This window comes from Nonomuraea sp. NPDC004186, from assembly GCF_053603495.1.
Genome location: NZ_JBSGFQ010000063.1, coordinates 23,211 through 43,083, shown reverse-complemented (window position 1 = coordinate 43,083; position 19,873 = coordinate 23,211). Strand labels below are relative to the sequence as shown.

Here is a 19,873-nt window from a genome sequence, read left to right as displayed (position 1 = left end):
AGCAGATGACGGTTGAGAGCAGCGAGACCACGGCGCAGGGCCTGATCCTGACTGACGCGGCCGCCGCCAAGGTCAAGAGCCTGCTTGAGCAGCAGGGTGAGGAAGGTCTGCAGCTGCGGGTCGCCGTGCAGCCGGGTGGTTGCTCCGGCCTGCGCTACCAGCTCTTCTTCGACGACCGGTCGATGGACGGCGACGTGGTGTCGGACTTCGGGGGAGTCAGCGTGGTCACCGACCGCATGAGCGCTCCCTACCTGATGGGGGCCTCGATCGACTTCGTCGACACGATCGAGAAGTCGGGGTTCACCATCGACAACCCCAACGCCACGGGCTCCTGCGCCTGTGGTGACTCCTTCAACTAGTCGGTGGCCGCCGGGTCCCGCTCGCCTTTGTGCGTGCGGGACCTTCGCGTATTCTCGTGGGGCTCATAGGCCTGCTGACAACGAGGAAGAAGAATCCCGTGCGCATCGCCGTTACCGGCTCAATCGCGACAGACCACCTGATGACCTTCCCAGGAAGCTTCGGCGAACAGCTCATCGCCGAGCAGCTCGATCGGGTGTCACTCTCGTTCCTGGTCGATGACCTTCAGATCCGTCGTGGCGGCTGCGCCGCGAACATCGCGTTCGGCATGGCCTGCCTCGGCCTCAAGCCGGTTCTCGTGGGAGCCGTCGGCAACGACTTCGCCGACTACCGCTCGTGGCTGGAGCGCCACGGCGTCGACTGTGACTCCGTGCACATCTCGGAGACCCAGCACACCGCGCGCTTCCTGTGCACGACCGACCAGCACCACAACCAGATCGCCTCGTTCTACACCGGGGCCATGGCAGAGGCACGGCTGATCGAGCTGAAGCCCGTCGCCGACCGTCTGGACGGCCTCGACCTGGTGCTGATCAGCCCCAACGACCCCGACGCGATGCTGCGCCACACCGACGAGTGCCGCCAGCGCGGCATCCCGTTCGCCGCCGACATCTCCCAGCAGCTCGCGCGCATGGCCGACGAGCAGATCCGCCAGCTCGTCGACGGCGCCGCCTACCTCTTCTCCAACGACTACGAGAAGGGGCTCATCGAGCAGAAGACCGGCTGGTCCGACGAGGAGATCCTGCACCGGGTCGGCGTCCGGATCACCACGCTCGGCCCCAAGGGCGCCGTCATCGACCGCAGGGGCGAGCCGTCCATCCACGTCGCCCCCGCCCCCGAGCTGGGCAAGGCCGACCCCACCGGCGTCGGCGACGCCTTCCGCGCCGGGTTCCTGTCGGGGCTGGCCTGGGGGCTGCCGCTGGAGCGCTGCGGCCAGGTCGGCAACCTGACCGCCACCCACGTGCTCGAGCGCGTCGGCGGCCAGGAGTACGAGCTCGGGCAGCAGGTCTTCCTCGAGCGGTTCAGCGCCGCGTACGGCAAGGAGGCCACGGCGGACATCGCCGATCACGTGCGCTGCTACCACCCGTAGGCGCCGCTCGGCCGCCCCGGCCCGCTGTGAGCGGCCCCGGGGCGGCCCGCACGGCTCAGCTCCTCGCGTAGACGTGGTGCAGGAACTCGGCGAGCTTGTCGTCCGGCAGGTGCTTGGCCAGGTCCGCCTCGGTGATCATGCCGACGATGCGGTTGTCCGACAGCACGGGGAGCCGCTTGATCTGGTGCTGCTCCATCAGCGTGAGCGTCTCGTCCACGGACGTCTCCGGGGTGACGAAGACCAGGCCCCCGGCCAGCTCGCCCGCCGTCGTCCTCGAGGGGTCGTGCCCCGAGGCGATGCACTTGACGACGATGTCGCGGTCGGTGATGATCCCCTTCACCCGCTCGTCGGGGCCGCACACGGGCAGTGCCCCCACGTTCATGTTGCGCATCAGCTGGGCCGCCCGGTCGAGCGTCTCGTGCGCGCCGATGCACTCGGCCCCCGGATGCATCACGTCACGGGCGGTCTCGTGCGGATGTCCTCTGGTCATGGCTTCCCCCCGAAAGTCGGTGACTTCGTACGGGAAGCCTCTACCCCACTTTCGGGGGGAATGTCAGTAGTTGCGCCGGACGTGGATGGCCCAGCCGCCCTCAGGCAGCTCGTACGAGCCGACGTGCCGGTGTGACTTGAGCCTGCACCACGCCGGCACGTCCGTGTTGGCCGCCGGATCGTCGGCCAGCACGGCCACCACCGCGTTGAGCGGGACGTAGTTGATCTGCTCCGCCAGCATGATGATCGGGATCGGGCACTTCTTCCCGAGCGCGTCGATCGTCAAAGCCGGCTGGGTAACCTCGGTCATGCGACTCCTGCGTCCTGCCGGATGCGGCGCACCAGATCGGGCAGCACGGCGAGGAATCTGTCGACCTCCGCCGCGGAGGCGCCCCTGGGCAGCGACACCCGGACATTGCCATGCGTCAGCACGCCCATCGCTTCAAGAACGTGCGATGGACGAAGCGTACTAGCGGTGCACGAGCTTCCTGACGAAACAGCGAAACCAGCCTTGTCCAGCTCGGTCAGCAAGGCCTCGCCGTCGACGTACAGACACGAAAAGGTCACGATGTGCGGCGCCCGGTCGACCGGGTCGCCGATCACCTCGACGTCCGGGACGATCTTCGGCACCGTCTCCCTGATCCTGGCCACGAGCTCCGACAGCCGCGCCTGCTCCTGCGCCGCGTCCGCGGCCATCGCGCGCAGCGCGGCCGCCGCCGCGACGATGCCGGGCACGTTCTCGAACCCCGGCACCCGCCGCCGCTCCCGCTCGTCCTCGGGCAGGAACGAGCGGAACCGCGTGCCCTTGCGCACCACCAGCACGCCCACGCCCGCGGGCCCGCCCCACTTGTGGGCGCTGGCCGTCAGCACCGACCAGCCGGGCGGGATCGGCATCCTGCCGGCCGTCTGCGCCGCGTCCACCAGCAGCGGAACCCCGTGGGACCGGCACGCCGCGGCCGCCTCCGCCACCGGCTGCACCGTGCCGACCTCGTGGTTGGCCGTCTGCAGGCAGGCCAGCGCGGTGCCGGGCCGGGCGACCGCCTCGGTGAACCGCTCGAGATCCACCCGCCCCGTCAGGTCCACGCCCACCGTCTCGGTCGTGCCGCCGTCGCGTTCGTGCACGCCACCGGCGTGCAGCACGCTGGAGTGCTCGACCGCGCTGGTGATCAGGTGGCGCCCGGCCCTGCGTCTGCCGTGTAGGGTGCCGAGCACGCCGAGATGCACGGCCTGCGTGCCCGACGATGTGAACGACACCTCGTCCGGGCGCGCGCCGAGCGCCTCGGCCACCTCCGTGCGGGCCTGCTCCAGCAGCAGGTGTGCGCGGCGGGCCTGGCCGTACAGTCTCGCGGGGTCGGCCCAGCCGACGTCGATCGCCGCCAGCAGCGCCTCGCGTGCCTGAGGGTGGAGCGGCTCGCTCGAAGCCGCGTCGAAATACGCCACGAGACTCATCGTCCCACTTGCGGCGCCATCGAGGGGTCGCGCGGTAGGGCGAAGCACCTGCACGCTAATGTGTCTGCAATCAGCTGTGCATCTGGAAATAAGAGCGCCCAAGAGAAAGACTCTTGGGCTTCATCTGTGGGGTAGGCGATCCGTGAGTCCGACTCGCCGTACGATGCGGCGTTCGTTGGCCCGGCGCAGGGTGCCGCGTGCCGCCGCTTTGGCGTTGCTGCTGGCCACTGCTACGGCGTGTGCTAATGACGTTCCGAAGGCCGACTGGTCTCGTGGTCTTCTTCCCGACCATGTCACCGAGCAGGCGGGCGTGGTCCAGAGCCTGTGGAACGGGGCCTGGATCGCCGCACTCGCCACGGGTGCGGTCGTCATCTTTCTGATCGTGTGGGCGGCCATCTTCCACCGCAAGCGCAAGTCCTCGGCCGATCTGCCGCCGCAGGTGCGCTACAACCTGCCGATCGAGATGCTCTACACCTTGATCCCGCTCGTCATGGTGTCGGTGTTCTTCTTCTTCACCGCGCGTGACAGCCAGGTGCTGGCCAAGGTGGACGGCGACGCGACCGTGAAGGTCAAGGTCGAGGCCTTCCAGTGGAGCTGGCGCTTCACCACGACGGTCAACGGCAAGACGATGGCCCCCGTCCCCGGCACGCCGGTGAGCGACTATCACCAGGGGCCCCAGCTGGTGCTGCCGACGAACACGAAGGTCGAGTTCGACCTGTCGACCGACGACGTCATCCACTCGTTCTGGGTGCCGGAGTTCCTGTTCAAGCGGGACGTCATCCCCGGCATCAAGGAAGGCAACCCGGGCCGTAAGTTCGAGATCACCACTCTGGCCCGTACGGGGATCTTCGCGGGCCGGTGCGCCGAGCTCTGCGGTGTCGACCACAGCCGCATGCTGTTCAACGTGAAGCTCGTCGATTCGAACGAGTGGAACCAGTACATCGCTACGAACCAGGCTGGGAGTGCCCAGTGACCGCCATCCACGAACCCCTTCGCGCGCCGGCCAGGCCCGTCACCAAGGGCCAGGTGATCGCCAAGTGGCTGTCCTCCACTGATCACAAGATCATCGGGCACCTCTATCTGATCACGTCCTTCGCCTTCTTCCTGATCGGCGGCGTCATGGCGCTGATCATGCGGGCCGAGCTGGCGCAGCCGGGCATGCAGTTCACCAGCAACGAGCAGTTCAACCAGCTGTTCACCATGCACGGCACGATCATGCTGCTGATGTTCGCGACGCCGCTGTTCGCCGGCTTCGCCAACGAGCTGATGCCGCTGCAGATCGGCGCCCCCGACGTGGCGTTCCCGCGCCTCAACATGGTCAGCTACTGGCTCTACCTGTTCGGCAGCCTCATCGCCGTGTCCGGCTTCTTCACGCCGGGCGGCGCGGCCTCGTTCGGCTGGTTCGCCTACACGCCGCTGTCCAACGCGATCAACTCGCCCGGCATCGGCAGCGACCTGTGGATCATGGGCCTGGCCCTGTCCGGCCTCGGCACGATCCTCGGCTCGGTGAACTTCATCACCACGATCATCTGCATGCGCGCGCCCGGCATGACCATGTTCCGCATGCCGATCTTCGTCTGGAACGTCCTGCTGACCAGCATGCTCGTGCTGATGGCCTTCCCGGTGCTGGCCGCCGCGCTGCTCGTGCTGGAGTCGGACCGCAAGCTCGGCACGCACGTCTTCGCCCCCGACAACGGAGGCGCGCTGCTCTGGCAGCACCTGTTCTGGTTCTTCGGACACCCTGAGGTGTACATCATCGCGCTGCCGTTCTTCGGCATCGTGAGCGAGATCCTGCCGGTCTTCAGCCGCAAGCCGGTCTTCGGTTACATCAGCCTCGTGGTCGCGACGATCTCGATCGCCGGTCTGTCCATCACGGTCTGGGCGCACCACATGTTCCCGACCGGGCAGGTGTTGCTGCCGTTCTTCTCGTTCATGACGTTCCTCATCGCGGTGCCGACAGGTGTGAAGTTCTTCAACTGGGTCGGAACGATGTGGCGAGGGCATCTGTCCTTCGAGTCGCCGATGCTGTTCTCGGTCGGCTTCCTCGTCACGTTCCTCCTGGGCGGCCTGACGGGCGTCATCCTGGCCTCGCCGCCGCTCGACTTCCACATCAGCGACACCTACTTCGTCGTCGCCCACTTCCACTACGTGGTCTTCGGCACCGTCGTGTTCGCCATGTTCGCGGGCTTCTACTTCTGGTGGCCCAAGTTCACCGGCAAGATGCTCGACGACAAGCTGGGCAAGCTGCACTTCTGGCTGCTGTTCATCGGTTTCCACACGACGTTCCTCATCCAGCACTGGCTGGGCATGCTCGGCTTCCCGCGTCGTTACGCCGACTACAGCCCGGCCGACGGCTTCACCGACCTCAACATGATCTCGTCGGTGGGCGCGTTCGTGCTGGGCGCCTCGACGCTGCCGTTCTTCTACAACGTCTGGAAGACCTGGCGCAGCGCGCCGAAGGTCACCGTCGACGACCCCTGGGGCTACGGCGGCTCGCTCGAATGGGCGACCTCCTGCCCGCCGCCGCGGCACAACTTCACCTCGCTGCCGCGCATCCGGTCCGAGCGTCCCGCGTTCGACCTGCACTACCCGCACGTGTCCGCCAAGCCGACGGCATCGGAGGTCGAGGCCTGATGAAGGTCCAGGGTTGGCTGTTCCTCGCGTGCGGCCTGTTCTTCGCCGGTGTCGACGTCGCCTACTGGTTCTGGACCAAGGCGGCGACGGGCCACGGTGAGCCGGTCGGCACCACGGCCATGGCGATCTCGGTCGGGTTCGCGTTCATGGTCGGCTACTACCTGATGTTCACCGCGCGGCGCATCGGCGCCCAGCCGGAGGACGACAAGCAGGCCGAGATCAGCGACGGCGCGGGCGAGATCGGGTTCTTCAGCCCGAGCAGCTGGTGGCCGCTGTTCCTGTGCCTGGCGGCGGCCTTCGCCTTCGCCGGGTTCGTGATCGGCTTCTGGATGTTCCTGATCGGGATCTTCCTGGTCATCATGGCCATGATCGGCTTCGTCTTCCAGTACTACCGGGGCAACTTCTCGCACTGACCCGGACTGCCTGAACGGGCGTCTCCCTTGAGGGGGGACGCCCGTTTTTTTGTGTTCTTTAACGGTGATCCGATGTGGTTATTCGATCACTGAGGGTAGTAATGAGAAGTCTGCTATGCGGACCGCCGCTAAGGGCCTTTTCGGGCACAACAGGGTGGTGAGCAGGTCAAGGGGTTCGTTGTCGGACGAGGGAGTCATACGTGGGGCGCGTAGCGAATGGATCGGCCGGCCTGCTGGCGCTGGCGCTGCTGGCGGCGTGCTCGGGGGCCTCGGCCCCGAAGCCTGAGGGGGTCGCCATGGCCGGCGGGGCCCAGGGGCCCGCTGTGACGTTCTCTCCGCAGGACAAGGCCGCGAACGTGGCCACAGACCAGCCCGTGGTCGTCTCGGCCCGTGGAGGCACGCTCAAGAGCGTACGGGTGGACGGCGGCAAGTCCGGGGCGCTCAAGGGCGTCCTGAGCGCCGACGGCACCAACTGGCGCAGCACCGTCACCGCCCGCCCCGGGGCGAACTACACGATCACCGCCGTCTCCGCGGACGCCGCGGGCAAGCAGACCCAGACCACCAGCACGTTCTCCACGATCAAGGGCAACAAGACGTTCGACATCCAGACCATCACCCCGAACAAGGACGACACCGGGCTGACGGTCGGCGTCGGCATGCCCATCATGATCGCCTTCGACAAGCCGGTCACCGACCGGGTGTCCGTCGAGCGCAACCTCACGGTCCGCAGCTCCAGGCCCGTGGAGGGCGCCTGGCACTGGTTCGACGACAGCCACGTGGACTTCCGGCCGCTGGAGTACTGGCCCGCGCACACGAAGGTGCGGCTGGACGCGAAGCTGGCCGGCGTGCGCGGGGGCCCCGGCCTGTACGGCAAGCGCGACGTACGGCTCGACTTCAAGATCGGCCGCTCGCAGATCACCAAGGGCAGCACCGACGAACACGTGCTCCACGTCCGGCGCGACGGCAAGAAGATCCGCGAGATGCCGATGAGCGCGGGGCAGGGCGGGTCGTGGAAGTTCTACACCACCTCCGGCATCCACCTGGCGATGTCGCGCGAGGACTCCACGCTCATGACCTCACCCGGGATCGGGCCCGGCCAGTCGGGCTACTACTCGCTGATGGTCTACCACACCGTCCGCATCTCCAACAGCGGCGAGTACGTGCACAGCGCGCCCTGGTCGGTGGGGTCGCAGGGGAACTCGAACGTCAGCCACGGCTGCGTGAACATCAGCCCGGAGAACGCGATCTGGTTCGTCAAGAACACGCTGATCGGGGATCCGATCATCATCACGGGGTCGCCGCGGAAGCTGGAGCCCACGAACGGGTGGGGGCATTGGCAGGAGAACTGGAAGGAGTGGCTCAAGTGGAGCGTGCTTAAGGACGGGCCGACCATCACGTTCTGATACCGATTCGCGCCGCCGACCACGGCCTGGACCACCGCCTTCCGACCCGCCGACACCGGCCCCGACCCGCCACACTCGGGGCCGGCCACGGCTCCGGATCGCCACACACGAGGCTGAACGCGCCCCGGGCTCGCCACAGCCCGGGCTCGCCACGCCCTGGGCTCAGCGGCGCTCCGGCTCAGCGCTGCCCCGGATCGGCGGTGCCTCAGCGCGCTCGCAAGGACCGGGGCCCGGCGGCCTGCGTGACCTGGGCTGAAGCGCACGGGGGAGGGGCATTCGCCGTTCCGGCCCGCTCTCCGCGCCGCTGTGCGCGCCTCAGCGCCGCGACGCCGTCCAAGTGGTGCATCGGCCAGGGGATGGGAGGGCCAGGCCGTCTGCGTGGCGCTGAGGGACGGGACGGGGGCCGCCGTCCGCGGGGGAGAGCTTGGCGAGGGTGAAGCTACCGGCCGGCCGCTGCTCCGATCCGCTCCCCGCGCCGTCGTACGGACCCCGGCGCTGCGGCGGCGTGCGCGCCTCAGCGGCGAGCGGACGGAGGGCGTACTGCCGGACGGGGGCGTACTTCCAGAGGGAGGCGCGCCCCTCAGCTGGGGCGCGCCTCGAAAGGGGCGGTCAGGCGCCGTTGACGGTGGCGCTGACCTCGATCCAGCGGTCGAGGGTGGCGGCGGCCGCGCCGGAGTCGACGGCCTGGACCGCGCGGGCGTAGCCGTCGGTCATGGCGGCGTCGAGGTCGTCGCCCGGCCCGTTGAGGGCCACCAGGGCCGCGGCCGCGTTGAGCAGGACGGCGTCGCGCACCGGCCCCGTCTTCCCCTGCAGCAGGTCGTGCACGGCCTGGGCGTTGAAGGCCACGTCCCCGCCCCGCAGCGCGCCCACGTCGGCGCGCGGGATGCCGAGCACGGACGGGTCGAAGGTCGTCTGCGTGGCCGTGCCGTCCTTGACCACCCAGACCGTCGAGGTGCCCGCGATGGTCAGCTCGTCGAGCCCGTCGTCGCCGCGGAACACCAGCGCGCTGACGCCGCGCTCGGCGAAGACGCCCGCCAGCACGGGCAGCATCTTGGCGTCGAAGACGCCGATGGCCTGGGCGGCCGGGCGGGCCGGGTTGGTGAGCGGGCCGAGGAAGTTGAAGATCGTGGGTACGCCGATCTCCTTGCGCGTCGGCCCGGCGAAGCGCAGCGCGGGGTGGTAGACCGGGGCGAAGCAGAAGGCGATGCCCGCCTGCTCGGCCACCCGCGCCGTCTGCTCCGGCGTGAGGTCGAGCCGGATGCCCAGGTGCTCCAGGACGTCGGCGGCGCCGCACGAGGACGAGGCGGCGCGGTTGCCGTGCTTGACCACCCGGGCGCCCGCGGCGGCGGCCACGATGGCGGCCATCGTCGAGACGTTGACCGTGTGGGCGCGGTCGCCTCCCGTGCCGACCACGTCGACCACGGGCCCCTCCACGCTCAGCGGCGTGGCCAGATCCAGCATGGTGCGGGCCAGGCCCACGACCTCGGCCACCGTCTCGCCCTTGGCGCGCAACGCCACCACGAAGCCGGCGATCTGGGACGGCGTCGCGGCGCCGGACATGATCTCCCGCATCGCCCAGGCCGACTCGTCGGAGGTGAGGTGCTCTCCGGACAGGAGAGCGGACAGCAGGGTGGGCCAGGTCGTCCGGGAGTCCATGGGCACCTACTTAGCGTTGAGTCGGGTCGAGGAGCGGCGGCGCATGAGGTCGGCCACGGTGTCGGCCAGGACCATGGGCTCCAGCGGCTGCGGCACCACGGCGTCGGCCTTGGACCAGTCGGCCAGCCAGCGGTCGTCGCGCCTGGCGATGATCAGGCAGACGGGCGGGCAGTCGTAGACCTCGTCCTTGGCCTGGCGGGAGACGCCCATGCCGCCCGCGGGCTGCGTCTCGCCGTCGAGGACGGCCACGTCGATCTCGCCCGAGCCCAGCCACTGGTGGACCTTGGGCTCGGTGGCGCATTCCACGATCTCCACGAGGGGTACGTCGGCGGCGGGGCGCCTGCCGATGGCCTGGATCACCTCGGCCCTGGTGGCGGCGTCGTCGCTGTAGACGAGAACCCTCATCGTGTCGTCGGTGCTCCCAGTGGAGGTCACTGTCGCGCTCGCTATCCCTTGTAGCAGTATGGTCACCTCGGATCGTACCGGTGCGCCGGTGTGCATTCCCAGGCCACCATGCCTGACAGGGGGTTTTGAGGCGATTCTCCCAGGTTGCCTCCCGGTTTGTACCTGCTAACCGGGGGGTCGTGCGCGGGACCGACCACCGAAGCCGCAATAATGCTGCCCGTGGCGACAGCATCCGCAATAACTTCGACGACGACAGCACAGTCGTACCGCAGACCCAATCTGGTCAGTGTCGGGACGATCGTCTGGCTGTCCTCTGAGCTCATGTTCTTCGCGGCGCTGTTCGCGATGTACTTCACCATCCGGTCGGTGAGCGTGGGCAACGGCTTCGATTGGGGCCCCGCCTTCCACAAGGTCGGCCTGGAGGCCGCCGAGGGCGCTCACCTGAACATCCCGTTCGCGACGGCCAACACGATCATCCTGGTTCTGTCGAGTGTGACGTGCCAGCTGGGCGTGTGGGCCGCGGAGAAGGGGCAGGTCGGCAAGCTCCGCTTCTGGTACATCGTCAGCTTCCTCATGGGCGCGGTCTTCGTGGCCGGGCAGCTGTACGAGTACGGCGAGCTGGCATCAGAGGGCGCGACCTTGTCCGCCAACCCCTACACCTCGGTGTTCTACCTGACGACGGGCTTCCACGGCCTGCACGTGACCGGTGGCCTATTCGCGTTCCTGTTCATGCTGGGACGCACGTACGCCGCGAAGCGCTTCACGCATGAGCAGGCCACCAGCGCGATCGTCGTGTCCTACTACTGGCACTTCGTAGACGTCGTCTGGATTGGTCTTTTCGCGACCATCTACATCATTCGTTAAGGAACGGGATCTCTGTGACTAGGATCACCGCTTGGCGGCGGCATCCCCTCGCGAGATATGCCGTCCTGATTTTGGCGTTGGCGCTGGTCGGGATGGTATACGCCGCCTTTGTCCAGGCGGGTAAGCCTGCCGACGCGGCACTGGCGGCAGGCAAGGTCGATGACGTGGCCGAGGGCAGGAGCTTGTTCGTCAAGCACTGCTCCAGCTGCCACGGCATGAACGCGGAGGGCACCAAGACGGCGCCCACGCTCGTCGGCGTCGGCGCCGCGGCGGTCGACTTCCAGATGGGCACCGGCCGCATGCCCGCCGCCAACCCGGGTCCGCAGGCGCCGCGCAAGCCGATGGCGCCCTGGGTCGACGAGACCAAGATCAGGCAGATCGGCGCCTACGTGCAGTCGCTCGGCGGCGGCCCGCAGGTCCCGGGCCAGGAGCAGGTCGACGCCAAGCTCGGCGACGCCGGCAAGGGCGGCGAGCTGTTCCGCGCCAACTGCATCCAGTGTCACAACTGGGTCGGCGCCGGTGGCGCCCTGACGCAGGGCAAGTACGCCCCCAACCTCAACTCGGCGACCCCCACCCAGATCTACGAGGCGATGGTCACCGGCCCGCAGGCGATGCCGGTCTTCAATGACTCGACCATCACGCCCGAAGAGAAGCGCAGCATGATCGCCTACATCACGCAGGTCCGCGCGCAGAAGGACCCGGGAGGTTTCGGCCTCGGGCGCATTGGCCCGGTGACCGAAGGTCTCGTAGCGTGGATCGCAGGCCTCAGTGTCCTCGCACTCGCCGCCATCTGGATCACCGCGAAGAAGCGACAGAAGTCATGACAGACAACGAGCACGAGATCGAGCAGCCCGATGAGCGCGTACCCAAGCGCGTCATCGGCACCCCCGCGCCGGGCACCTCGATGCTCGGCACCGCGGAGGCCACGGACGTCGAGAAGGACGTCCCCGGCGTCACGCTGCCGGACGAGAGCAAGGCCCGCAAGGCCGAGAAGATCGTGGCGCTCTGCTTCACGATCACGTTCCTGGCCGCGATCGCGTTCATCATCTCCTACGTGGTCTTCCAGGTCGGCAGCCCCGAGGCGACCGGAGTGTCCAACTTCGCGCTGGGCACCTCGCTGACCGTGGCGATCCTGGGGCTGGCGATCGGCATCGTGATCTGGGTACGCATGATCATGCCGAAGTACTCCCTGGTCCAGGAGCGCCACCCGATGGCCTCCGCCGAGGAGGACCGCGAGGTGGTCGCCGACACGTTCGTGCAGGGCGCCAACGAGAGCGGCTTCGTCAAGCGCAAGCTGATGCGCCGCACGCTGCTGCTGGCCGCCGCGCCCCTCGGCCTCGTGCCGGTGGTGCTGCTGCGCGACCTCGACAACAGCAAGATGCCGGGCGCGAAGTTCAACAAGCTGCTGCGCCACACGGTCTGGGGCGAGAAGACCAAGGAGGGCAAGCCGCTCAGGCTCGTCGTCGAGGGCACCGGCCAGCCCATCCGGGCCGCCGACTTCAACTCGCCCGGCGGCATCCTGTCGGTGGTCCCCGAGGGCTACCAGCACGACCTCAACGCCCTCGCCAAGGCCACGCTGATCCTGATCAAGTTCCGCCCGGAGGAGCTCAAGAGCGGCGTCCGGCAGAACTGGACGCACGACGGGATCGTGGCGTACTCCAAGATCTGCACGCACGTGGGCTGCCCCGCGGCCCTGTACGAGCAGAACACCCACCACATCCTCTGCCCCTGCCACCAGTCGACGTTCGACGCGGCCGACGGCGCGAAGGTCATCTTCGGTCCGGCCGCCAGGCCGCTGCCGCAGCTGCCGATCACGGTCGACGCCGAGGGCTACCTGATCGCCCAGGGCGACTTCCAGGTGCCGGTCGGCCCGAGCTACTGGGAACGCGGTGACGCCGAGCGCGCGGCCAGGGAGAAGGGAGGCCAGGCATGAGCGATCTGACCGCCGTGCCCAAGGCCATCGCCGGGCCGTCGACATTCCTCGACGACCGCCTGGGCGGGGCCAATTTCCTCAAGCGCAACCTGCGCAAGATCTTCCCGGACCACTGGTCGTTCCTGCTGGGTGAGATCGCGCTCTACTCGTTCGTCATCCTGCTGCTGACCGGTACGTTCCTGACGTTCTGGTTCAAGCCCAGCATGATGGAGGTCGCCTACGACGGCTCGTACGCGCCGCTCAAGGGCGTCATGATGTCGGAGGCCTACGCGTCGTCGCTGGAGATCAGCTTCGACGTCCGGGGTGGTCTGCTCATCCGGCAGATGCACCACTGGGCGGCCCTGATGTTCGTGGCCGGCATGATGGTCCACATGCTGCGGGTGTTCTTCACGGGCGCCTACCGCAAGCCGCGCGAGCTCAACTGGATCATCGGCGTGCTGCTGCTGACGCTGGCGCTCGCCGAGGGTCTGACCGGCTACTCGCTCCCCGACGACCTGCTCTCCGGCGCCGGTCTGCGGATCACCGAGGGTGTCGCGATCTCGCTGCCGCTGGTCGGCACGTACATCACGTTCTTCCTGTTCGGCGGGGAATATCCGGGTGAGGATGTCGTCGCCCGGTTCTACTCGCTGCACATCCTGCTCATCCCGGGCATCCTGCTGGCGCTCATCTCGGCTCACATGGTGCTCATGTGGGTGCAGAAGCACACGCAGATGCCGGGCAAGGGGCGCAACAACCACAACGTGGTCGGCGCGCCGTTCTACCCGGCCTTCATGGCGAAGGCGGGGGCGTACTTCCTGTTCACGCTGGCCACGGTGGCGGGTCTGGCGACGTTCACCCAGATCAACCCGATCTGGCTGTTCGGCCCCTACACGCCCGCCGACGTGTCAGCGGGTTCGCAGCCCGACTTCTACATGGGCTTCCTCGAAGGCGCGCTGCGCATCATGGTGCCGTGGGAGATCAACCTCTTCGGCACCTCCCATGCCGGCACCCTGCCGCTGAGCGTGATCATCCCGGCGCTGGTGCCGATGGGCATCGTCATGACGGGCCTGGCGCTCTACCCGTTCCTCGAACGCTGGGTGACGGGCGACCACCGCGAGCACCACATCGCGGACCGGCCGCGCAACAACCCGCACCGCACCTCGATCGGCATGTCGGCCATCACGTTCTACGGCGTGCTCTGGCTGCTGGGCGCCAACGACGAGATCTCGGCGAACTTCCACATCAGCCTCAACGTGACGACGTACGCCGGCCGGGTGCTGGTCTTCGTCGCGCCGGCGCTGGCGTACATCATCACCTACCGCATCTGCCTCGGCCTGCAGCGTTCCGACGCCGCGGTCGTGTCGCACGGCGTGGAGTCGGGCGTCATCAAGCGGCTGCCGCACGGTGAGTTCATCGAGGTCCACACGCCGCCGGCGGACGACATCGAGGCCCACATGCGGGGCAAGGAGCCGGTGGCGATGCTGCCGGTGGCCGAGGACACCGCGGGCATCCCGCCGAAGGGCATGCGTGGTCCGCTCGGCAAGCTGCGCGCTCGCATGTCGAAGGCGTACGGCGGGGAGAAGATCCCGCTGGACGAGGGACACGGGCACGGGCACGAGGAAGAGCACGCCGCCATCGGCTCCGGTGGCGAGGAAGACCGAAGCCTCACGCACTGACATCACCTCTCGCCACATACGGTGCGGGCCCGGACGACACGTTCGTCCGGGCCCGTCGCCGTCTCATCCCGTTCTCGTTGCCGGGGAAGAGGGCGTTGCCCGGGAAGAGGCGGCCTGGGCGCCCGGCGAGGGTGTCGTGCCTGGGGGCGCGCCGTGGGACTACGGCGCCCGGTGAGCGTGCTGTGCCTGGGATGCGCGGGCGCGCTTGGCCGGGGCTGGGAGCGTCGTCACAGGCGCTCGCACGCGGTGGGGGACCCCGGCCAAAGGCACGGCCGAGGGGCGGGCTCGCCGGAAGACGGCGTGGTCAGGCGCCGGAAGTCGCGCCGGTCGCGGGCGCTCGGCCCGAGACGTCTCGAGGCGGCGCATCGACAGGCAGGCCGCCGCGGCCGATGAGGTCAGCCCGCGTGGGTCAGCCCGCGTGGGGCAGCCGGTGTGGGTCGGCCCGTGTGGCAGCCCGTGTGGGGGTCGGCCCGTGTGGGTCAGTCGGCCTCGGGGAAGCCGATGGAGAAGGCGGCGTCCAGGTCGTGCTTGGAGTAGGCCCGGAAGGCGATGTGCGTCTCCGTGTGCAGCACCCCGGCCACCTTGTTGATCCGCCCGGGGACCACCTCGGCGATCTCCTCGTACGCCGCCACCCGCACCATCGCCAGCAGGTCGTATTCGCCGGTGATGGAGTAGACCTCGCTGACCCCCTGGATCTCGGCGATCGTCTGGGCGACCTCCGGGATCCGGTCTACCTCTGCATTGATGTGGACGATAGCCGTGACCATGCATCAACTCTATCGTTTCACCTCAAAGGTCGCCCCTCCCGATTACGGGGCTGATCAAGATGGCGGTACGCGAGGTCGATGCGGGCCTTGTGCCGGGCGGCGCCCCAGGCGGGCAGGCTCCACTCGCCCTCCACCTCCACCAGCCGCACCCCGGGAGACTCCAGCCAGCGCAGGATGCACTCGGTCTCCTCGGCGCTGGCCGCGTGGATCGGGCCGGCGCCTGGGATGACCGCCTCGGCGGTGGCCGTGAGGGAGGCGACGAAAGGGGTCGGATGGGCGCCCTTCGGCATGACCCCGGCCGCCGCCAGCCGCCCGTACCGGATGACGTGGATGTCCCAGCCGCCGCCGAACGCCGGGCTGGCGGCCACCAGCTGCGGGATGCGCGTGATGGCGCTCAGGCGCTGCATGCGGGCCGCCGTACGGACGAAGGACGCCAGCCGGTCGCGATCGACCGACGCCTCCTCGTAGCGCTGCTCCACCGACAGCCGCTCCATGCGCGCCGACACGGCGCTGAACACGAGCGAGGCGTCGAGCGTCATGGCCCGGCGCGCGCTCTCCGCGTGGAGCGCGTATTCCTCCTGGCTCTCCTTGCCCTCGCAGGGCGCGCCGCAGCGGCCCATCTCGTGGAGCACGCAGGCCGCCCGCCGGGTGCGCAGCGTGACGGGCTGGGTGCACTGGCGCAGGGGGACCGCCTCGTGCAGGGCGATGCGGGCCTCGTCGGCCAGCCGGGCACTGCCGAACGGGCCGAGGTAGGTGGCCCCGTCGTCCTTGAGCTCGCGGACGATCGACAGCCGCGGGAACGCCTCGGTGGTGAGCTTGAGCCAGACCACCTTCTCGGGGAAGCGGGAACGGCGGTTGTAGCGCGGCTTGGCGCCGCCGATCAGGCGCAGCTCCCTGACCTCCGCCTCCAGGGCGGTCGCGCAGACGACGTGGCGCACCCGCTCGGCGATGCCGATCATCTCGCGGATGCGCGGGCGGGTCTCGCCCGCGGTGAAGTAGGAGCGTACGCGGTTGCGCAGGTTGGTGCTCTTGCCGATGTAGAGGACCTCGCCGCGCTCGTCCTCGAAGAAGTAGACGCCGGGGGCGTGCGGCACCGACTCGGCCAGGTGGCGCTTGCGCTGCTGCTCCGGCGTGGGGGCGCGGACGAACGACTTGAGCTCCTCGAGCGTGTGCACCTGGAACGAGCCGGCCCGCTCGATCAGCCCGTGCAGCACCTCGACGGTGGCCCTGGCGTCCTGCAGGGCACGGTGGCACGGCTCGGTGGAGCTGCGGAAGAACCTCGCCAGCGTTGCCAGCTTGGCGTTGGGCACCTCGTCGCGGGTCAGCACGCGGCGGGCCAGGTCGACGGTGTCGACGACCGGATTGGCCGGCGGAGGATAGCCGTGGGCGGCGCAGGCGGCCTTGACGAAGCGGGTGTCGAAGCCGGCGTTGTGGGCCACCAGCGTGGCCCCCCGGATGAACTCCAGGAAGCTCGGCAGCACCGCCTCGATCCGCGGCGCGGCCACGACCATCGCGTCGGTGATGCCGGTCAGCACCGAGATGAAGGGCGGGATCGGCCCTCCTGGGTCGACCAGCGTCGAGAACTCGCCCAGCACCTCGCCCGCCCGCACCTTGACCGCGCCGATCTCGGTGATGGCGTCGTCGGACGGGGCGCCGCCGGTCGTCTCGAGGTCGAAAACGACGAAAGTGACCTCGCTCAGCGGAGTGCCGAGCTCGTCGAGAGTGCCTTGAACCGCGTCCACGTTCCAAGACCATAGAGAGGAAGACCGACAGGAACGAATAACCACCGCTCTTGATCCTTAGTTACCCTTCCCTGTATGTCCTCGGGAAGACTTGCCGGCCGCTATGCCCTGTTGCGCCCGCTCGGCGCGGGCGGCATGGGGAAGGTGTGGCTGGCCAGGGACGAGATGCTCGACCGCGAGGTGGCGGTCAAGGAGCTCACGCTGGCCGAGGGCATGTCGCCCAAGGAGCGCTCCGACTCGGTGATGCGGGCCGTGCGGGAGGCGCAGGCCACGGCGCGGCTGCGCCATCCCGGCATCGTGGCGCTGCACGACGTGGTCGTCGAGCAGGAGCGGCCCTGGCTCGTCATGGAGCTGCTGCGGGGCCGCACGCTGGGTGAGACGGTCCGCGAGTTCGGACCCATGCCGGCCGATCATGCCGCGCGGGTCGGCGCCGACGTGCTGGAGGCGCTGATCGCGGCACACGCGCTGGGGATGCAGCACCGCGACGTCAAGCCGGGCAACGTGTTCCTGACCGAGAGCGGGCGGGTGGTCCTCACCGACTTCGGCATCGCCCGGCAGGAGGGCCAGGCCACGCTCACCGAGCAGGGGCTGATGATCGGCTCGCCCGGGTTCATCGCGCCCGAGCGGCTGGCCGGCGAGCCGGGCGGGCCCGCCAGCGACGTGTGGTCGCTCGGCGCCACGCTCTACGTCGCGCTGACGGGCGCGCCGGCCTATGGGGGGTCGGCGGCCCAGCGGGTGCGGGCCACGCTGACGGAGCCCGTACCGGCCGCTCCGGGGCCGCTGGGGCCGCTGCTGGCGGCCATGATGGCGCACCAGCCGGCCGCCCGCCCCGACCCCCGGGTGATCGTGTCCGCGCTCCGGCAGGTGGCCGCCGGCGGGCATGCCCCGCACCTGCCCGTCAACCAGGACGTGACCGCGCCGACCAGGGTCAAGCGGCCCGGCAGGGCCGCGATCTGGATCGCCGCGGCGACGGCGCTCGTGCTCGGCGCGGGCGGCGCGACCGCCTTCCTCGTCCTCAGGGACCGGGCGGGCGCGGTGCCGGCCGCGTTCACCGTGCCCATGGACGTGTGCAAGCTGATCAGCCAGGAGGAGGTGGGCGCGCTGCTGCGTACGCAGAGCCCGCCCAAGGCGCAGGCGAGCTCCGACGGCGACGGCCCCAAGTGCGGCTGGACGCTCGCCAACACGGGTGTGGGCCTGCAGGTGCAGAAGGACTCCGACACCGTCGACCCGTGGTCGATGACCCCGGCCACGGCCGGTGCCCTCTTCAAGGGCCAGAAGACCTGGTGGACGAGGACCGGCACGGTCGACTGGACCTGGGACGAGATCGGCGCGAAGACCTCGCAGCGGGCCACGCGCACCCCGGTCCGCGAGATCGCCGGCGTCGGCGAGGAGGCGTTCGGCTTCGAGCTGAAGGGCCCCACGGGCCGCGTGCACACCTCCCAGATCTACTACCGCCTGGCCAACCTGGTGGTCACCGTGCAGTTCACCACCCTCGGGGACAAACCCACCGACGAGGAGATCAAGCAGCGGGCGCTGAAAGCGGCGCAGACGAGCGAGCAGGCGTTGCGCAATGCCGGATGACCTCTATCTGCTGGCCGGCCGCTACCGTCTCATCGAGCGGCTCGGACAGGGCGGCGCGGGCACGGTGTGGCGGGCCATCGACGAGATCCTCGACCGTCAGGTCGCGGCCAAGCAGGTACGCGTGCCGGAGGGGCTCACCCCGCGGGAGCGGGCCGAGTTCGCCGACATGGCGATCCACGAGGCCAGGTCGGCCGGACGGCTGCGCGACCCGGCGATCGTGCTGGTGCACGACGTCGTCCTGGAGGGCGGCCAGCCGTGGATCATCATGGACCTGGTCACCGGCCGCTCGCTGGACAAGGTGATCAAGGATCAGGGGCCGCTGCCGCCCGGGTTCGTGGCCGCGGTCGGGCTGCGCGTGCTGTCGGCGCTGGAGGTCGCCCACGCCCACGGGATGCTCCACCAGGACGTCAAGCCCGCGAACATCCTGCTCGACTTCGACGGCTCCGCCATGCTCACCGACTTCGGCATCGCGACGCCGATGGGCGGTCAGGGCGGCAGGTTCGGCGGCGCGGGCTCGCCCGGCTACATGGCGCCCGAGCGGCTCAACGAGGAGCCCTCCAGCCCGGCGTCCGACCTGTGGTCGCTCGGCGCCAGCCTCTACACCGCGGTGGAGGGGCGCGCGCCGTTCGAGCGGGCGCTGCCCGCGGCGGTGACGGCGGCGGTGCTGCTGCACGAGCCGCCGTTGCCGGTCAGGGCGGGCCGCGACTTCGGCGGCCTGCTCATGGCCATGCTCGCCAAGAACCCGGCGGCCCGCCCCACGGCGGCCCAGGTCCGCCAGGCGCTGAGCGCCCTGGCCGGGCCCGCCCCCGTGCCCCGGCGCCGCCGGTGGCTGGTGCCCGTCGTGCTGGCCGCCGCCGTGGTGCTGGGCGCGGGCGGCTGGTACGCCGCGGGCGCGCTGGGCAAAGGGCCTGAGACCGGGAGGTTCGCCAAGGCGCCCGATCCCTGCAAGCTGCTCACCGACGAGCAGGCCGCCCGGATCATGAAGGCCAAGCCGTCGCGCGAGGCCACCCGGCCGGGCGAGTGCCAGTGGATCCTGCGTGACGGCGGGGAGGACGGCCGCCGCCGCATCGTCGTCCGCGCCTGGGCGGAGCGGCCCGACGGCGATCTCGGCGGCCCCCAGGTGGCGCAGCGCCGCTTCGCCAGCGAGAAGACCGGCCGCACCGGCGCGGAGGGCACGGTGATGCGCGAGGTCCGCGGCTCGGTCTCCGACGTCCCGGGGGTCGGGGAGTCGGCGATCATCCAGAACAGCTTCAAGGCCTACATCAACAGCGACGCGACGGGCTGGTCCGACAGCACGGTGCTCTTCCGCACGAGCAACGTGCTCGGCGAGGTGGTCTGGCACCGCGAGAACGTTCCGGTCAGCGCCCCGGCGGACAAGGAGCCCGCCCTCGCCGTCGCCCGCCTGGTCTCGGCCGCCCTGTCGAAGTGAGCCCGTGGG

General features: G+C 69.5%; 19 protein-coding genes. 12 read left to right on the top strand and 7 right to left on the bottom strand.

What is annotated here, in order from left to right:
• The first annotated feature begins 5 nt into the window (after window positions 1-5).
• Both erpA and ACWEPL_RS39590 read left to right on the top strand, forming a co-directional pair.
• Window positions 6-359 carry an iron-sulfur cluster insertion protein ErpA gene (erpA, locus tag ACWEPL_RS39595; RefSeq protein ID WP_192792115.1) on the top strand — a complete coding sequence of 118 codons (354 nt, stop codon included), beginning with the start codon at window positions 6-8 and terminating at the stop codon, window positions 357-359.
• Window positions 360-457: 98 nt separating this feature from the next.
• Window positions 458-1,444 carry a carbohydrate kinase family protein gene (locus ACWEPL_RS39590; RefSeq protein ID WP_452439178.1) on the top strand — a complete coding sequence of 329 codons (987 nt, stop codon included), beginning with the start codon at window positions 458-460 and terminating at the stop codon, window positions 1,442-1,444.
• 55 nt (window positions 1,445-1,499) lie between these two features.
• Here ACWEPL_RS39590 and ACWEPL_RS39585 read toward each other — a convergent pair whose 3' ends face one another.
• From ACWEPL_RS39585 to ACWEPL_RS39575, 3 genes are all read right to left on the bottom strand, one after another.
• Entirely contained in the window at window positions 1,500-1,934 is a 435-nt protein-coding gene (locus tag ACWEPL_RS39585) for a CBS domain-containing protein (protein WP_350728925.1), read from the bottom strand.
• 63 nt (window positions 1,935-1,997) lie between these two features.
• Window positions 1,998-2,243, bottom strand: coding sequence for a sulfurtransferase TusA family protein (locus tag ACWEPL_RS39580; RefSeq protein WP_452439177.1), 246 nt, complete (start codon window positions 2,241-2,243; stop codon window positions 1,998-2,000).
• A complete protein-coding gene (locus ACWEPL_RS39575; protein WP_355191532.1) occupies window positions 2,240-3,382 on the bottom strand; it encodes a cysteine desulfurase family protein in 1,143 nt (380 codons plus the stop codon). The genes ACWEPL_RS39580 and ACWEPL_RS39575 overlap by 4 nt, the downstream gene beginning before the upstream one ends.
• A gap of 163 nt (window positions 3,383-3,545) precedes the next feature.
• On the opposite strand from ACWEPL_RS39575, the gene ctaC reads away from it, so the two are divergent.
• The 4 genes from ctaC to ACWEPL_RS39555 all read left to right on the top strand — a co-directional run bounded on the left by ctaC (window position 3,546) and on the right by ACWEPL_RS39555 (window position 7,832).
• Entirely contained in the window at window positions 3,546-4,355 is an 810-nt protein-coding gene (gene ctaC / locus ACWEPL_RS39570) for an aa3-type cytochrome oxidase subunit II (RefSeq protein WP_452439176.1), read from the top strand.
• The gene (ctaD, locus tag ACWEPL_RS39565) at window positions 4,352-6,016 is read left to right on the top strand and encodes an aa3-type cytochrome oxidase subunit I (RefSeq protein ID WP_350728929.1); all 1,665 of its coding nucleotides are present in this window, start codon (window positions 4,352-4,354) and stop codon (window positions 6,014-6,016) included. Before ctaC ends, ctaD begins: the two co-directional genes overlap by 4 nt.
• Window positions 6,016-6,429: a cytochrome c oxidase subunit 4 gene (locus tag ACWEPL_RS39560; RefSeq protein WP_350728931.1), complete on the top strand. Its 414-nt coding sequence runs from the start codon at window positions 6,016-6,018 to the stop codon at window positions 6,427-6,429. The genes ctaD and ACWEPL_RS39560 overlap by 1 nt, the downstream gene beginning before the upstream one ends.
• 200 nt (window positions 6,430-6,629) lie before the next feature.
• On the top strand, window positions 6,630-7,832 hold the full coding sequence (locus ACWEPL_RS39555) for an Ig-like domain-containing protein (protein WP_452439175.1): 1,203 nt from the start codon (window positions 6,630-6,632) through the stop codon (window positions 7,830-7,832).
• A gap of 609 nt (window positions 7,833-8,441) precedes the next feature.
• Here ACWEPL_RS39555 and trpD read toward each other — a convergent pair.
• Window positions 8,442-9,488, bottom strand: a complete 1,047-nt coding sequence (trpD, locus tag ACWEPL_RS39550; protein WP_363963469.1) for an anthranilate phosphoribosyltransferase — start codon at window positions 9,486-9,488, stop codon at window positions 8,442-8,444.
• A 6-nt stretch (window positions 9,489-9,494) separates the two neighbouring features.
• Window positions 9,495-9,893, bottom strand: a complete 399-nt coding sequence (locus tag ACWEPL_RS39545; protein WP_355192687.1) for a hypothetical protein — start codon at window positions 9,891-9,893, stop codon at window positions 9,495-9,497.
• Between the two features lie 210 nt (window positions 9,894-10,103).
• On the opposite strand from ACWEPL_RS39545, the gene ctaE reads away from it, so the two are divergent.
• Genes ctaE through qcrB form a run of 4 tightly spaced genes read left to right on the top strand, consistent with a single transcriptional unit; the run spans window position 10,104 to window position 14,345 of the window.
• Entirely contained in the window at window positions 10,104-10,757 is a 654-nt protein-coding gene (gene ctaE, locus ACWEPL_RS39540) for an aa3-type cytochrome oxidase subunit III (protein ID WP_350728934.1), read from the top strand.
• 14 nt (window positions 10,758-10,771) lie between these two features.
• A complete protein-coding gene (gene qcrC / locus ACWEPL_RS39535) occupies window positions 10,772-11,581 on the top strand; it encodes a cytochrome bc1 complex diheme cytochrome c subunit (protein WP_350728936.1) in 810 nt (269 codons plus the stop codon).
• Window positions 11,578-12,690 carry a cytochrome bc1 complex Rieske iron-sulfur subunit gene (gene qcrA, locus ACWEPL_RS39530; protein WP_363963472.1) on the top strand — a complete coding sequence of 371 codons (1,113 nt, stop codon included), beginning with the start codon at window positions 11,578-11,580 and terminating at the stop codon, window positions 12,688-12,690. Before qcrC ends, qcrA begins: the two co-directional genes overlap by 4 nt.
• Window positions 12,687-14,345: a cytochrome bc1 complex cytochrome b subunit gene (gene qcrB / locus ACWEPL_RS39525; protein WP_452439174.1), complete on the top strand. Its 1,659-nt coding sequence runs from the start codon at window positions 12,687-12,689 to the stop codon at window positions 14,343-14,345. Before qcrA ends, qcrB begins: the two co-directional genes overlap by 4 nt.
• 479 nt (window positions 14,346-14,824) lie before the next feature.
• On the opposite strand, the gene ACWEPL_RS39520 is transcribed toward qcrB, so the two are convergent.
• Window positions 14,825-15,112: an Lrp/AsnC family transcriptional regulator gene (locus ACWEPL_RS39520; protein WP_080041188.1), complete on the bottom strand. Its 288-nt coding sequence runs from the start codon at window positions 15,110-15,112 to the stop codon at window positions 14,825-14,827.
• A 17-nt stretch (window positions 15,113-15,129) separates the two neighbouring features.
• A complete protein-coding gene (locus ACWEPL_RS39515; protein WP_363963476.1) occupies window positions 15,130-16,854 on the bottom strand; it encodes a DEDD exonuclease domain-containing protein in 1,725 nt (574 codons plus the stop codon).
• Window positions 16,855-16,929: 75 nt separating this feature from the next.
• Between ACWEPL_RS39515 and ACWEPL_RS39510 the strand changes: the two genes are divergently transcribed.
• Both ACWEPL_RS39510 and ACWEPL_RS39505 read left to right on the top strand, forming a co-directional pair.
• Window positions 16,930-18,435 carry a serine/threonine-protein kinase gene (locus ACWEPL_RS39510; RefSeq protein WP_363963478.1) on the top strand — a complete coding sequence of 502 codons (1,506 nt, stop codon included), beginning with the start codon at window positions 16,930-16,932 and terminating at the stop codon, window positions 18,433-18,435.
• A complete protein-coding gene (locus ACWEPL_RS39505; protein ID WP_363963480.1) occupies window positions 18,425-19,864 on the top strand; it encodes a serine/threonine-protein kinase in 1,440 nt (479 codons plus the stop codon). Before ACWEPL_RS39510 ends, ACWEPL_RS39505 begins: the two co-directional genes overlap by 11 nt.
• The last annotated feature ends 9 nt before the right edge of the window (window positions 19,865-19,873 follow it).